12 protein-coding genes are annotated in these 14446 nt (G+C 57.7%); 8 read left to right on the forward strand and 4 right to left on the reverse strand.

Features of this window, described 5'->3' with window-relative positions; translation table 11 throughout:
• Positions 1 to 23 precede the first annotated feature (23 nt).
• Both QM007_RS07010 and QM007_RS07015 read right to left on the reverse strand, forming a co-directional pair.
• Positions 24 to 356, reverse strand: coding sequence for a ribbon-helix-helix domain-containing protein (locus tag QM007_RS07010; RefSeq protein ID WP_283489303.1), 333 nt, complete (start codon positions 354 to 356; stop codon positions 24 to 26).
• Positions 349 to 642: a hypothetical protein gene (locus QM007_RS07015; protein WP_283489304.1), complete on the reverse strand. Its 294-nt coding sequence runs from the start codon at positions 640 to 642 to the stop codon at positions 349 to 351. The genes QM007_RS07010 and QM007_RS07015 overlap by 8 nt, the downstream gene beginning before the upstream one ends.
• Before the next feature lie 336 nt (positions 643 to 978).
• Between QM007_RS07015 and casA the strand changes: the two genes are divergently transcribed.
• The 8 genes from casA to QM007_RS07055 all read left to right on the forward strand — a co-directional run bounded on the left by casA (position 979) and on the right by QM007_RS07055 (position 9866).
• Entirely contained in the window at positions 979 to 2667 is a 1689-nt protein-coding gene (gene casA, locus QM007_RS07020) for a type I-E CRISPR-associated protein Cse1/CasA (protein ID WP_283489305.1), read from the forward strand.
• 13 nt (positions 2668 to 2680) lie between these two features.
• On the forward strand, positions 2681 to 3295 hold the full coding sequence (gene casB / locus QM007_RS07025; RefSeq protein ID WP_283489306.1) for a type I-E CRISPR-associated protein Cse2/CasB: 615 nt from the start codon (positions 2681 to 2683) through the stop codon (positions 3293 to 3295).
• Positions 3296 to 3319: 24 nt separating this feature from the next.
• Positions 3320 to 4441, forward strand: coding sequence for a type I-E CRISPR-associated protein Cas7/Cse4/CasC (gene cas7e / locus QM007_RS07030; RefSeq protein WP_237185353.1), 1122 nt, complete (start codon positions 3320 to 3322; stop codon positions 4439 to 4441).
• Complete coding sequence (cas5e, locus tag QM007_RS07035; protein WP_185173074.1) at positions 4441 to 5148, forward strand: type I-E CRISPR-associated protein Cas5/CasD; 708 nt, start codon at positions 4441 to 4443, stop codon at positions 5146 to 5148. Before cas7e ends, cas5e begins: the two co-directional genes overlap by 1 nt.
• Positions 5145 to 5828: a type I-E CRISPR-associated protein Cas6/Cse3/CasE gene (cas6e, locus tag QM007_RS07040; protein WP_283489307.1), complete on the forward strand. Its 684-nt coding sequence runs from the start codon at positions 5145 to 5147 to the stop codon at positions 5826 to 5828. Before cas5e ends, cas6e begins: the two co-directional genes overlap by 4 nt.
• A 66-nt stretch (positions 5829 to 5894) precedes the next feature.
• A complete protein-coding gene (gene cas1e / locus QM007_RS07045; RefSeq protein ID WP_283489308.1) occupies positions 5895 to 6827 on the forward strand; it encodes a type I-E CRISPR-associated endonuclease Cas1e in 933 nt (310 codons plus the stop codon).
• On the forward strand, positions 6824 to 7171 hold the full coding sequence (gene cas2e / locus QM007_RS07050) for a type I-E CRISPR-associated endoribonuclease Cas2e (RefSeq protein WP_283489309.1): 348 nt from the start codon (positions 6824 to 6826) through the stop codon (positions 7169 to 7171). The genes cas1e and cas2e overlap by 4 nt, the downstream gene beginning before the upstream one ends.
• Before the next feature lie 127 nt (positions 7172 to 7298).
• Positions 7299 to 9866, forward strand: a complete 2568-nt coding sequence (locus QM007_RS07055; RefSeq protein WP_283489310.1) for a DNA gyrase/topoisomerase IV subunit A — start codon at positions 7299 to 7301, stop codon at positions 9864 to 9866.
• Between the two features lie 189 nt (positions 9867 to 10055).
• Here QM007_RS07055 and QM007_RS07060 read toward each other — a convergent pair whose 3' ends face one another.
• Positions 10056 to 10553 (reverse strand): hypothetical protein, encoded by a 498-nt coding sequence (locus QM007_RS07060; protein WP_283489311.1) that lies wholly within the window; start codon positions 10551 to 10553, stop codon positions 10056 to 10058.
• Between the two features lie 174 nt (positions 10554 to 10727).
• Entirely contained in the window at positions 10728 to 14429 is a 3702-nt protein-coding gene (cydC, locus tag QM007_RS07065) for a thiol reductant ABC exporter subunit CydC (RefSeq protein WP_283489312.1), read from the reverse strand.
• Positions 14430 to 14446: the final 17 nt, after the last annotated feature.

Below are 14446 nucleotides of genomic sequence, written 5' to 3' on the forward strand. Positions count from 1 at the left end.
CCTTTCGGGGCGCTCGTCAACTACTAGGCAGAACGGGGCAGATATTGTTCTAGGGCTTCTCTCACCACAACAGAGGGCTTAACCTTCCGCTCTTTTGCGTAGGCTGTTAGGCGTTCTTTAAGGTCTGGGGTTACTCGCGCATTGATAGTGGGAGACTTGCCATCTATCTCTGCGGCGAGAGAAGGGCGGCCTCGGGTAGCAGCCTGCACTATTGCCTCCGCTTGAGCAACCCCCTCGGAGGTGCGGCCCTGGAATTGGGCGTTCTCTAAAGTTTCAAAATATTCGTCAGACTCCACCCAAGAAGATAGCTTCTGGCCAATAGCCTCTAGTTCCTCCAGGCTGTATTCCTTAGTCACCTTGGTAGCTCCTTTCCTCAGAGTTTTGCACAGCACGCATGTAGGTCTTCCCCCGTAACTTCATACAGTGGAAGATAACGGTTTGAGGGTCTATCACGTAGGTAAAGACCTCTAGCAGATCACCGTTGAGCGCTGGGCCGATGTAGAGATTCGGGTCTGGTAGATGCGCTATGCGCGAAGGTTCAAAGGCTGAAAGATAGTGCTGGTAGTTCTTTATAGCGCACAGGGCATCTGCTTCCGTGTAGCCATGCTTGGAAGCGCTGGGAAGAAAAATTACCTTCATCATTAATGTATCACAATATTCCTTCGAGTCGGGGGGGTAAATCTGCAGGTGAACGACAGCCCCACCCAAAATCCTCATGTAACCTAGAAAAGCACCGCCTGTACGGTGATGACCCCTTGTAGATGAAGTATCTATCCAGGGATCACCTCATGCTCCTCGCGAAGACGAGATACTCTCATCCTACCCGAAGAGCAAAAAGTAATGAACTTGTAAATTAAATATCTATAAACCCTTGACATGCCGCTCTAGACAGAATTAGGCTCTTACTCAAGAACGCAGGGCGATGACGCCATCAAGACTCGCCCACACAGCCCCTAGACAAAATTTTAGGAGGATAGAGTGAGCGAAGACACCATTCCCCAATTTAATCTCGTAGATTCACCCTGGATTAAGGTTCAGAAGACAGCCGGTGAGCTAGAACTTGTTTCTTTAGAGCAGCTCTTCCGCGAAGGCTATTCCATTACCAAGCTTGCTCATGAAAGCGCACTAGAAGACTCCGCTATGCTGGCTTTCTTAGAGCCCATTCTTCTACGCTCGTCCTTCTTCCACTTCGCAGACGCCGAAGACTTTGACGTAGCAGCCTTTGGAACTGAAGCCCGTCGAAATTGGATAGCCACCCTCAGAGAGAAGAAAGTAGGCAACTTTGATTTCGTACTGGACTACCTCCAGCATGAAGACATCAAACCCTACTTTGAACTCTTCCATCCAGAGCACCCCTTCATGCAGGTAGCAGACCTACATACTGAAAAGAGCACTTTCTCCCCTGTTTCCCGCATTCTCCTAGACTCTGATTCAGATCACTTTTCCATGCGCGCAGCTAGTGGCAAAGGAACCCTAGACTATGCCGATGCAGCCCGAAAGCTTATCACTGTACAGGCCTACGACTATTCCGGCATTAAATCCGGTGCAGTAGGTGACCCGCGCGTCAAAGGTGGCCGCGGATATCCCATTGGTGTTGGTTGGCAAGGCGCCACAGGAAGGGTTATTCTTCACGGAGAAAACATCTTTGAGACTCTCCTCCTCAACCTGCCTATCAGCCGACTCTTTGAGCCGACCATTAACGAGAACGGGGAGGAAGATTTCAAAATCGCCAATGACTTACCCGTTTGGGAACGAGAACCCTTTGATGGCGCTGCCCCCAGAAACTACCCCAAAGAGATAACCACTCCTACCGGACCTTGTGACACCCTCACCTGGCAATCCCGGCGCGTCCGGCTGTTCCCCAAGAACGGTCAAGTTACCGGAGTTCTTGTCTCCAATGGAGATAAGGCTTCTGAGAAATTCCAAGACGGCATCGGCTGTGAAGACCCCTGGACCGGCCTTCGCTACAGCAAAAACCAGTCTAAAAAGGGACAGGAAATCTGGATGCCTCTACAGCACAACCAGGAGCGTACCTTCTGGCGAGGCTTAGATGCCCTCCTGGTCTTAAGTCCTAACCAAGGCGGGGACGAATACGCGCCCAAAAAACCTCAAACTATACAAGACCTCAACCGCTACTTTCCTCACAATATGAAGGTACAGGTCCAGCTAGTAGGAGTTGTCTACGGCAACCAAAACGCTGTTATCGAATCCACCATCGATGAATCAATTCCCGTAGAACTAGCCCTGCTAACCGATGAATTCCCAGAACATACAGCAGCCATCCTTGAAAACTCCCAAAAGAGTATGGACGCTGCAATCCAGCTGGGACGCTTCGCCGGAAGTCTGCTGGAAGCTGCCGGTCAAAGCTACGAATTCCAGCCAGCGGCAACCGAAGCTGTACTTCACAGGCTCGAAAAGGAATTCCGCATCTGGCTTTCCCAGGTTACCCACGAAGCAAATCCACAAGAGCTTAAGGAAAGCTGGCAGAAACTTGCCTCTTCCTTCTTCAAACGGGAAGTAGAAAATATGCTCATCGGTGCAAGCCCGAAAGCCCTCATCGGCAGGATCAAGGATGACAAACTCATCAGTGCAGCAACAGCCCAACGAGCCTGCCATCGCGAGTTCAAAAAGATTTTTCCTCTAGCCTACGAAGACAAAACCCAGTAGAAAGAAGGCAACGATGTCTCATCCTTCTGAGACGGTGACACCTACCCTCTATAACTTTGTCACCCACAAAATCCATCGCCTCTACGGAGGACACAATGCAGGTTCCTCAGCGTCCAAAAAAGAGCTGAGCGACCTTCGTCAAGCAGTAGGTCAAAATCCTGCTAAAAACCCGCTAGCCTGGCAGTATGTCCTCACCGGCGATGAAAATATCGACTTTCCAGATAACTACCGAGGCCGAGGAGACGAAGCCAGCTACGGTGAACTAGCCACCTACATGGCCCTCACCCTCTACGCTGTCCACCAGCAATCAGAGCAAAGAAACATGCACACCAAAGACATTAGCTTTGGTTACTCAATAGGACAGCTTGTTGCAAAGCGCACCCCCTCCATCAAAAAACGCTTTGATGCCCTACTTCAGGCAAGGAACTTTAGCGGTATCGTCTACCACGCTCGTTCCCTGGTTCAGCTCCTCAAACAGGAAGAACTAACCTTCGACTATGGAAGGTTCACTACCGACCTCTACTGGCTCCAGCACCCCAGGCACCGTGCAAAAGTCATTACCCGCTGGAGCCGAGACTTTGCCTACGGCTACACTCGCCGCCCAGCAAATACCTCTACCAACAACTAACCCAAGAAACTAAAAGGAGAAATCATGAGCTTCTACATCGATATCCACGCCCTACAGACCCTTCCCCCCTCCAACATCAACCGCGACGATACGGGCTCCCCCAAGTCTGCTGTTTTTGGCGGGGTACCCCGCCAGCGTGTTTCTTCCCAGGCTTGGAAGTCTGCTATTCGTCAGGACTTCGTCGCCAACCTCGACACCGATAAGATGGGAATCCGCACCAAGCGAGTAGCCGAAAAAGTCGTTACCAAAATTCAGGAAATTTCTGAAGGATACGACTATGACCAGGCTCTTTCCGAGGTTGCAGAAGCTTTCAAAACAGTAAAAATTTCCCTGGCTGAGCCCAAAAAGAAGAAAGAAGAAGAGGCGCCGAAGACCCTGGAATCCGGTTATCTTCTGCTGGTCAGCAACCAGCAGATTTCACGCCTGGCCCAGGCAATCATCGATGCTGAAGGCAGCAAACTGAAAAAAGCGGATGTAGAAAAAATCCTGGACGAACAGCACAGCGTTGACATTGCCCTCTTTGGCCGTATGCTTGCTGACGCCCCCGACTTCAACGTTGATGCCTCCTGCCAGGTAGCCCACGCTATTGGCGTTCATGAGTCAGAGCCTGAATTCGACTACTTCACCGCAGTCGATGACGTTGTCCGCGACGCAGACGAAACCGGCGCAGGCATGATTGGCACCGTCGAGATGATGTCCTCCACCCTCTACCGCTACGCCAACATCAACTTCACCGGCCTACAGGCAAACTTGGGTGACAAGGAGGCCGCTGTAGAGGCCGCAACCCAGTTCATCAAGAGCTTCATCACCGCTATGCCCACCGGCAAGCAGAACAGCTTCGCTAACCGCACCCTGCCCGAGGCAGTAGTGGTTACCCTGCGTGATGACCGCCCAGTTTCCTACGTCAATGCCTTTGAAACCCCTGTCAAGGAGAGCGCGGAGAAGGGCCGCCGTTACCAGGCAGCCACTGCCCTAGCCCATGAAGCACAGGAGCTGGCAGAAACATACGGTCTGGAGCCCGTCAAGAGCTACTTTCTTGCAGTAGGAGACCTCAAGGATGCCCTAGAAAACCTTGGCCAGGGCGTAAACCTCAAGGAACTCCTTTCCGCAGTTGAAAGCGATCTTTCCGAGGTGCTGGCAGACTAATGTACTCGCTACTCCTCAAATTCAAGGCGCCGCTACAGGCCTGGGGAGCTGAGAGCCGGTTCAAGGTCCGCCATACCAACAACGAGCCTACAAAGTCAGGAGTTATTGGGCTTCTTTCCGCCGCCCTGGGGCGCGACCGTCAAGAGCCCGTAGACGACCTGGCCCAGCTTGAATTCGCGGTGCGGGTAGACCACCCAGGTCAGCTGACTCGCGACTATCACACGGCCCGTAACTGGTTCGGTAAGGACAAAAATTCCCAGCTCAGTACCCGCTACTACCTGGCGGATGCTGTCTTTCTGGTAGCCCTAGCTTCACCCCAGAAAGCGCTCCTGGAAGAACTAGAAGCCGCCCTGCGGCGTCCTGTCTATCCGCTCTACCTAGGGCGGCGGGCCTGCCCCGCTAACCCTGATCTAGTATTGGGTATCAGAGAGGGCAACGCGGAAGAAGTTCTGCGAGCAGAAAATACCTGGTACGCACCCAAGTGGGCTCAGCAAAACGCCGGAGAGCTTGTCTCACTTGCGATCCTGCGCGATGCCCGCCTAGGCGAACCAGCAGATACCTTACGAGATATCCCGGTAAGCTTTAATCCAGAGTTCCGGCAGTATTCGCTACGGTCTGTTTTCCGGGCAGAGCCCTTAGAAATCAACAATCCTGAGGGAGAAACTGAGCCGGAGGACGAATTCATGAAGGTGGTTACTGAAGCATGAGTTTCTTTTCCCGCATACTCATCAATCCCCAGCGTCGTGAAGCGCGAAAGCTCATAGCCAGCCCCCAAGCCATGCATGCTGCCGTCCTCTCTGCTTTCCCGCCAGATGTGCAGGCGAGCGCAGACAGCCGGGTACTGTGGCGGCTCGATGTTAACGGCCCTTCCTATACCCTCTACGTTCAAAGTCCTGAAGAGCCGAATCTACGGCATATTCAGGAGGCCGCCGGCTGGGAGTCACGTCCTGCTGAAGTTGCTCATCTTGGTAAGTTGCTAGCCAGCCTAAGGGAGGGCCAGGCCTGGTCCTTCCGGCTAACTGGAAACCCGGTTAAGTCTCTTCCTGTAGAAAATGGGAAGCGTGGTAGGGTCGTCCCCCATGTTACTGCTGAACAGCAACTTGGCTGGCTAGTGCATAAGGCTCCGCAATGGGGCTTTAGGGTAGCTGAAGGCTCTGAGCCAGGAAGTTACCTGGCAGCTGTCACTTCACGATCTGACCAGCGTTTTAGCCGTGCTAATCCTCACGATGACGGACGACGTGCTTCTGTGACCCTCCGGCAAGCCCAATTTGACGGGGCTCTTGTTATCACCGATGTAGACCTCTTCCGAGAGTCCATACTCAAGGGCATGGGCAAGGGAAAGGCCTATGGATGTGGTCTGCTTACTATCCGTAAAAATTCTTCCTAAGAATCTGGGATGCACACTTGTGTGCATCCCAGATTCTTTTATATCTCTTAGATCCAGGAGAAAAATATGATTGGGGCTACCCCGCCTACTACCAAGGAACTAACTAGAAGTTCTGATCGGATTTCTTTTATCTACGTTGAGCACAGCGTGATTCACCGAGAAGACAGCGCTATTACCGCAACTAATAGCCAGGGAACCGTGCATATACCTGCCGCTTCTTTAGGCGCTCTTATGCTTGGTCCAGGCACCCGTATTACCCACCACGCCATGATGTTACTTGGCGACTGCGGTGCAACCGCGGTGTGGGTAGGTGAGCAGGGGGTACGCTACTATGCTCACGGTAGCTCCTTGGCTAAAACCACTCGTCTGCTTCAGGCCCAAGCAGATAAGGTCAGTAATACTCGCAAGCGCCTAGCTGTTGCTAAGGAAATGTACAATATGCGCTTCCCCGATGAAGATGTCAGGGAACTAACAATGCAACAGTTACGGGGCAAGGAGGGCGCTAGAGTACGCCGTATTTACCGCCAGGAATCTGGTCGTACCGGTGTGCCTTGGGATAACCGTAACTACGACCCCAATGATTTTGATAACGCAGATGCAATTAATATGGCTCTCTCGGCAGCGAATGCCTGCCTCTACGGGATAGTTCATGCGGTAGTAGTTTCTTTGGGCTGTTCCCCTGGTCTAGGCTTTGTGCATACGGGGCATTCCCGGTCTTTTATCTATGATATTGCCGACCTCTACAAGGCAGAAGTAAGTATTCCTGCGGCTTTTGAGGTTGTTGCAGAAAGCAAGGAGGACGTGGCATCCAGAGCCCGCCGTGCAGTGAGAGACAAACTCCGGGACGGCAAAATCTTGCAACGTTGTACTAGCGATATTCAGAAACTACTTCTCAGCTCGGAAATTGCTGAAGAAGACTGGCATACCGACGTCCTTGCCCTCTGGGGAGATCGCGAAGAAACGATAGAAAGCAGGAGAAATTATGGGGAGGAAGCATGATTGTTGTTATCCTCTCAAACTGTCCGCCTGCTCTACGCGGTGATTTGACCCGCTGGCTTTTAGAAATCAGTTCGGGAGTCTATGTTGGCAAGGTCAGTGCCCGAGTACGCGAGCACCTGTGGGAGCGTATTGTTTCTTCAGTACAGTCTGGTCGGGCACTTATGGTCTTCTCTACCAACACAGAGCAGGGCCTAGATTTCAAAGTACACCGGCACCAGTGGGATCCCGTTGATTTTGAGGGCGTAACCCTAATGCGTAGGCCCACGGCACCCAGCAAGCAGGTAGAGTCTAAACGTGGCTGGTCCAAGGCTAGTCGATACCGATTGGGCCGAAAAAGGTCGTAGAACAGAATTCGGCCCATCCTGTCTCTGTATGAGAGGCTAGTAGGTTCGGCTTTTCTGGGGGAACTTGCGGGGAACACGGTAAACTGGTGGGGCAATACCTTCACCGTCTATTTGCTTTGAGGTTCCCATGGCTCGCCGCACCACCGCGCACGATGACTACCCCACCGACGTCGTCGAAAATATCGTCGATATCGACGTGACCAGCGAGATGGAAACCAGCTTCCTGGAATACTCCTACTCGGTCATCTACTCCCGCGCCCTGCCCGACGCCCGCGACGGCCTCAAGCCCGTGCAGCGCCGCATCCTCTACATGATGCAGCAGATGGGCCTGCGCCCCGACAAGGGCCACGTCAAAAGCGCCCGCGTGATCGGTGAAGTCATGGGTAAACTCCACCCCCACGGCGACGGTGCCATCTATGACGCTATGGTGCGCCTAGCCCAGCCCTTCTCCATGCGCCTGCCCGTGGTCGACGGCCACGGCAACTTCGGCTCCCTGGACGACGGCCCGGCAGCCTCCCGCTACACCGAGGTCCGCATGGCCCCGGCGGCCCTCGCCATGACCGCCAACCTCGACGAAGACGTCGTGGACTTCGTGCCCAACTACGACAACCAGTTCATGCAGCCGGCCGTCCTTCCCGCTGCCTACCCTAATCTGCTGGTCAACGGCTCAGCCGGTATCGCCGTCGGTATGGCCACCAATATGGCCCCCCACAACCTGCGCGAGGTCATTGCGGCAGCCCGCCATCTGCTCGATCACCCCGAGGCAACCCTCAAAGACATCATGAAGTTCGTGCCCGGCCCCGACTTACCCTCTGGCGGCACCATCGTGGGCACCACCGGCATTAAGGACGCCTACGAAAAGGGACGCGGCATCTTCAAGACCCGCGCCAAGGTCTCCATCGAACAGGTCACCGCCCGCAAACAGGGCATTGTGGTCACCGAACTGCCCTACCTGGTCGGCCCCGAAAAGGTCATCGAAAAAATCAAGGACGGCGTCAACTCCAAGAAGCTACAGGGCATCTCAGACGTCGTTGACCTGACCGACCGCAAAAACGGTCTGCGCATGGTCATTGAAATCAAGAACGGCTTCAACCCCAAGGCCGTGCTAGCTGCCCTCTACAAGCACACCCCGCTGGAAGACTCCTTCGGCATTAACAACGTAGCCCTGGTGGACGGCCAGCCCCAGACCCTGGGCCTGCTCGATTTGCTGCACGTCTACGTCAACCACCGCCTGGACGTCGTGCGCCGCCGCACCAACCACCGCCTAGGCAAGCGCCGCGACCGCCTGCACCTGGTCGAGGGCCTGCTGGTAGCCATCGTCGATATCGACGAGGTTATCCAGATTATCCGTTCCTCCGAAGAAACCGCCCAGGCCCGTGAGCGCCTCATGCAGATTTACGACCTGAGCGAGGTACAAGCCAACCACATTCTCGAACTGCGCCTGCGCCAGCTCACCAAGTACTCCCGCATCGAACTTGAAGCCGAACGCGATGACCTGCTAGCAGAAATTGCTTCCCTGGAAGAGATTCTGGGTTCCGATATGAAGCTCCGCGCCCTGGTCTCAGAGGAACTGCAGCAGGTTGCCGACGAGTACGGCACCGACCGCCGCACCAAAATCGTGACCAAGGACGAGCTGGCGGACGCTGTTGCCGCCCTGTCGGCCTCGGCCTCCAAGGCTAAGAAAGAAGCCGGGCTGTCCCTGGAAATTGCGGACGACCCCTGCTGGGTTCTACTCTCCACCTCGGGTCAGCTGGGGCGCACCAGCGGCGTGAAGGGCCAGCGCCCCACCCTGGTTGATCCGGGTAAGCGCATCAAACACGACGCCTACCTCTCCATTGTGCCCACTAGCGCCCGCGGTGAAATCGGCGCGATCACTTCAGCCGGCCGCCTCATCCGCGTGCCCGTCATTGACCTGCCCGTGCTCGAAGATGCCGGGGGCACCCCCCAGCTCACCAGCAGGGTCAAGGCAGCGGACGCCATCGCCCTAGCCCGCGGTGAAAAGCTGGTAGGTCTGGCTCCGCTGAATGCCATCCTGGCCCTGGCCACCGAACGCGGCGTCGTCAAACGAGTCAACCCCGACTACCCGCTCAACGCCACCGAGTTTGCGATTATGAAGCTCAAGCCCAAGGACGCCGTCATCGGCGTAGCCGTCTGCGACTCCAACGACGCCCTGCTCACCTTCATCACCGAACAAGCCAAACTCCTCACCTTCGACGCAGCCAAAGTCCGCCCCCAGGGCCGCACCGGTGGTGGCATGGCAGGTATGAAGGTAGCCGACGACGATAAACTTCTTGCCTTCGGCGTTACCGCCCCCGGCGCGGACACCCAAGTCGTCACCATCACCGACGGCGGCGAAGACGGAGCCACCGCCAAAGTCACCGAACTCACCGAATTCCCCCAAAAGGGGCGCGCAACCAGCGGCATGCGAGCCCACCGCTTCCTCAAGGGAGAAACCGCCCTCGCCCTGGCCTGGGTGGGTATCGGCCCTGCCAAGGCAGTCTCAGCAGCCGGTGTTGCCCGCACCCTACCCACCGAATTCGGCCCCCGCGATGGCTCCGGCGTCCTGCTTGCCCAGAGCATCGACGCAATCGGCCCCAACTACCAGGCGCTGACCTCCCCCGCACCTGTATCAGCGGTATCAGAAGAGCCCACTGACCAGCCTGAAGTTCAGGTTGAAGAGGATGCTCTCTTCTAAAAAGACAAAGTAGCGGGCATGCCCTCGCCCTAAAACCTGGTTAGTGGGGAATGGAGTGTTGGTGTGCCTGCCGACCCTCTTGGGCTCGCGCTGGGGCGCTCGCCCAATTCACGCCAGCCCCGAGCCAGCAGGCTCACCAACACTCCCTCCCCTGCAATCGGTTACGGGCGCGCCCGCTACTTTCTTCCATTACACTGCTGAACGCAGCCGGGAGTTCACCTCAGCAACAACCTGCTCGGGGTTGCTGGCGGACGCCGTCACCCGCCTACCGTTGGTCAGGGTAAAGGTAACGGAGGGGCCGCCGGTCAGGTAGCCGGTGTTGCCCCCGCCCATGATTCTCAGACCAGCCCCCTGCACCAGACCGGTTACTGGTCCCACGTCTGCCGTCTCAATCTCGCTGTAGGGTAGCTCTTTCGAGAAGAACTTCATGGTGGTGATTTTGAGAGAAGTATCGAGCAGGTCAATGCGGGTACTGCTGAAGATGACCAGAATAATGATCAGAGCTACGGCAGCTCCCACAAACGCCGAAATGTGAAGTCCCTGGCTGCTGCCGTCCTGATCAGCGGGGCCAAAAATCATGACAGGCAGGGTGACGCTCAACAGCTCAAAAACTATGAGCCCCCAGAGGATGAGCTTGAAGTTCTTGGTCAGGGGCGCAACGTAGCTGTGCTCTTGAAGAGTAGGCATGGGATTCACTCACTATCTGTCACTTGGGCTCTAGAAATTTATTATCTAGGACACACTTTACCCCCCCCATGGTAAATTTCCAGACAGCAGATACATTTCCGCTGCCACTCTAGATACAGAGATCCCCTCCCGCGTCGTCCTTTTATAGGTAGGTTGGGAGGGGTCTTCTGCCGGCTATCGAAGCTTCACCACGGTATCGCACGCGGCGATATCTTCGGCACGGTGGGAGACCAGGACGACCGCAGGCAACTTGGTCTTGCCCTTGAGCTTCTGGCCGGGGGCGCGCTTAGTACCGCGGGCAACCTCATTAATCAGAGCCACCGCAGCGGGAGCATCGAGGTGAGCGGTCGGCTCATCCATCAGCAGCAGGGGCGAATCCACCAGCAGGGTGCGGGCAATCGCAATACGCTGACGCTGACCACCCGACACATAAGAACCGCCAGCCCCCACCAGGGTCTGCAGGCCAGCAGGCAGGGACCGCACAAAATCACCCAGCCCTACCCGGTCAAGCACCTCGTACATCTCTTCCTCTGTGGGGCGCTCGTCTGCCGAACGGGCAATCGCCAGGTTATTAGCGATAGTGGACTCAAAGATATAGGCAGACTGGGGGCACCAGGCCGCATACCCGCGCAAAGACTGGGCATCAAAGGCACGACCGTTCACCCGAATCTGCCCCTGCTCAACGGGCAAGAAGCCCAACAGGGTAGCCAAAGCAGTTGTCTTGCCCGAGCCAGAGGAGCCGGTGATACCCAGCCACTGCCCCGACGATACAGACGCTGACAGGCCGGTAAAAACAGGCTGCTCCATATCGGGCCAGCGGGTAGCCAGCGAATCCAGTTCCAGGGTGATGGACTTATGGGCGGCACGGTTCTTAGCCCCAATACCGGGGTCGCCCAGGATATCTCGAATCTCGCCCTTACCGGCTTCCTCGCCCTCAGCTGCAGCGGCAGCGTCCACGGTCTCAAAATTAGCGCGGGTGCGAGCAACCAAGGCAGCGAAGGCGGGCCAGCCTCGAATGGCGTCCAGGTGGGCTGCGGTGGTCTCAAACAGGCCGGTCATCATCAAAATGACGATAGCTGCGGTCGGCGCGGTAACGTCACCGGCTTCAACGGCAGGCCAGACGCTGGCAATCACAGCCAGAGCCGCGCCCCACCAGGTCACGACCATGAGACCCTGCCCAATTCCGATAGCCCGGGAGCTCTTGAGACGGGAGGCCTGGGCGTAGCCGTCCTGACGAGAAACAGCCAGGGCAACGGTTTGGTCAAGACCGTTGTTGTGCAGGTCGGTGGCAGCATCGAGAGCAGAGACGCCCAGGCGCAGCATGGCTGAGGTTTCTCGGCGGGCGACGGCGTCCGCACGTTCATCGGCGCGAAGCACAATCAGCGGGAGCAGGAAAGTTGCTACCAGGGCGGCAACCGCGACCGGAAGTAGAGCCTGTGGGGTAGCCCAGGCCGTCACGCCCAGCACCAGTAGCATCACAATCAGGTGGGCAGCAACCGGCAGGATGACGCGCGGGATAGCGTCGCGCAGCTCATCGATGTCGCCGACCAGTCGGTCAAGAATCTTGTCGCCTCGCAGCAGGGAGCGCACCGACAGGACGGTACGGCCAGCAGCATCCCAGGCGCGCACGCGCAGGGTATTAGCCGCCCCCAGCACCAGGTTGTGGGTGCGCAGACGCTCGGCGTAGCGGGAGGTCGCCCGGCCCAGGCCAAAGAAGCGGACGCCGGTAACGGCTACCAGCAGGTACATCATGGCGGGCTGCTCAGCGGCGCGCACGATGAGCCAGCCGGAAAGCGCGGTAAGGCTGACAGCAAAGACCACGGTGAGTACCGACAGCAGGATAGGCAGGGCCATGTCGCGCTTGCGGATGCCGGTGAGCTCCCCCAGGTGGCGCAGGGTTTTCAGGACGCCTGCCGCGACTGGCTCTGCCGCCTGTTCGGTTGAGCTTGCAACAGCCTGCACGGGGGCCGAGTCTTCGAGCTCGCCGGTGGCGACGGCGTCCGCCAGGGTCGCAAGAGCGTAGCCGCCCAGCCCGTCGGTGTTCTGGGCGGTGAGCTCCCAGGTAACGCCGTGGGGCTTTGAAGTCGCCTGGAGCAGGTTGTTGGTGGCGGCAGCCAGGGCGGTATCGTGGGTGACGATAATCAGGGTTGCGCCGGTTTCCTGCAGGGCAGCGAGGGCGACGTTCACCTTGGCCGCTGATACCGGGTCGAGGTGGGCGGTAGGTTCGTCAATCAGTACGGTGACGCGCTCATCCTGGGCCTGTAGGGTGGCGACGCGAGCCAGGGCACGGGCAATAGCAAGACGGCGCATCTGGCCAGCTGAGAGGGCTTCCGGCGGCAGGTCGGCGAGATCAGCCAGCCCTACTGAGTGTAGGAAGGAGGTGAAGTAGTCGCGGTCCTCAGCGGTGAAGGCAACGGAGTCATCGAGCAGGGTTGAGGCGTAGTTGATACCTTCGAGGGCACCTTCACCGCGGGTTACGGTGGCATAGAGGGCGACCTCTGCCAGGGCGGTGGGGGCGATGAAGGTGGGTGACTGGCTAATCCAGACGGTGGAGCCTGTGCCAGATACCAGGCCGGAGACGTGCACCGGTTCGGTGGTGCCGGTGGGTACCAGGTCGTTGCGCAGAGCCCCACCCAGTACCGAGAGCAGGGTGGTTTTGCCGCAGCCGGAAGGGCCGGTAATTGCGGTAGTGGTTCCGTGGCGCAGAGTGAAGCTCACGCCGGTGAGGGTGCGGTCGCGGCCCGGGTAGGCGACAGAGAGCTGTCGCACCGAGATGCGGTCGCCGCCGGGGGCGACGGTGGCGTGGGGAATGGGCTGGTCGATGATGGCCTCGGCGCGGCGGAGGGCTGCCACGCCGTCCTCAGACTGATGGTAGGCGGTGCCCACATCGCGCAGGGGCTGGTAGCACTCGGGGGCCAGCAGCAGGGCGAAGAGGGCGACGTCTAGCCCCAGGTTTCCCTCCACTAGGCGCAGGCCAATCAGCACCGCTACCAGGGCTACCGAGATGGTGGTAATCAGTTCCAGGGCCAGCGATGAGAGGAAGGCCGAGCGCAGGGTGTACATGGTGGCCTTGCGGTATCGCTCCCCCAGATCGCCCAGCGCCTTGGACTGGGCCCGCGAGCGCCCCAGACCCACCAGCACGGGCAGGCCTTTGACCAGTTCGACGATGTGGTCTGACAGGCGCAGCAGGTCGCGCTGGGCGCGGGCGGTGTCTTCTGCTGTGGTCCGGCCGATGAGCACCATGAAGAGGGGTATCAGCGGCAGGGTGCAGATGATGACCAGGGCTGAGACCCAGTCGTAGAAGGCGATGAAGATGAGCAGCAGAGTGGGCACTACTGCCGTGGAGACAAAGGCAGTAAGAGTCTTGGTGTAGTAGTCATCCAGGGCGTTGAGGCCGCGGGAAAGCAGGACGGCGGTGGCACCGGTACCGTCGGGGGTGTCGATACCGCCGGTGGCAAGAACGCGGCGGATGAGTTTGCGGCGGATAGTGGTTTTGGCACCCACCGCTGCCTGCTGGGCGTAGAAGCCCAAGGACCAGTCGGCTGCCGCGCACACCAGGAGCGCAATGACGCCGGTGACCGCCAGGGACAGCAGCCCCGGCTGCATGAAGGGGGTGGCAAAGAAGATACCGGTGAGCTGGGCCTGGCCGTTACCGGCGAAGACGGCAAGCTGCTCGGCGTGGGCAGACTCGTAGGTTTTGCCCTCGTAGAGCACCGCATAGGTCATACGGGCTAGCAGGGTGATGGCGGTGCCCAGCACCGCGGCAAAGACAATGAGCGCCAGGGTTTTGAGTGCGGTGAGCACTGCAAAAATGGTGAGGTTTCTCTTGGCGTGGGGCCCCAGCGGGGGCCGCTTGCTCGTTGTGGGGGCGGTCATTCTCGATAGTGTCCTTG

It is taken from the genome of Rothia sp. SD9660Na (genome assembly GCF_030064065.1).
GTDB lineage: Bacteria > Actinomycetota > Actinomycetes > Actinomycetales > Micrococcaceae > Rothia.

Coding starts and splice junctions, on each gene's coding strand:
- cas1e (WP_283489308.1), top strand. CDS start 5,895: ATGATTGGGGCTACCCCGCCTACTACCAAGGAACTAACTAGAAGTTCT.
- cydC (WP_283489312.1), bottom strand. CDS start 14,429: ATGACCGCCCCCACAACGAGCAAGCGGCCCCCGCTGGGGCCCCACGCC.
- casB (WP_283489306.1), top strand. CDS start 2,681: ATGTCTCATCCTTCTGAGACGGTGACACCTACCCTCTATAACTTTGTC.
- QM007_RS07055 (WP_283489310.1), top strand. CDS start 7,299: ATGGCTCGCCGCACCACCGCGCACGATGACTACCCCACCGACGTCGTC.
- QM007_RS07015 (WP_283489304.1), bottom strand. CDS start 642: ATGATGAAGGTAATTTTTCTTCCCAGCGCTTCCAAGCATGGCTACACG.
- cas6e (WP_283489307.1), top strand. CDS start 5,145: ATGAGTTTCTTTTCCCGCATACTCATCAATCCCCAGCGTCGTGAAGCG.
- cas5e (WP_185173074.1), top strand. CDS start 4,441: ATGTACTCGCTACTCCTCAAATTCAAGGCGCCGCTACAGGCCTGGGGA.
- QM007_RS07060 (WP_283489311.1), bottom strand. CDS start 10,553: ATGCCTACTCTTCAAGAGCACAGCTACGTTGCGCCCCTGACCAAGAAC.
- cas7e (WP_237185353.1), top strand. CDS start 3,320: ATGAGCTTCTACATCGATATCCACGCCCTACAGACCCTTCCCCCCTCC.
- cas2e (WP_283489309.1), top strand. CDS start 6,824: ATGATTGTTGTTATCCTCTCAAACTGTCCGCCTGCTCTACGCGGTGAT.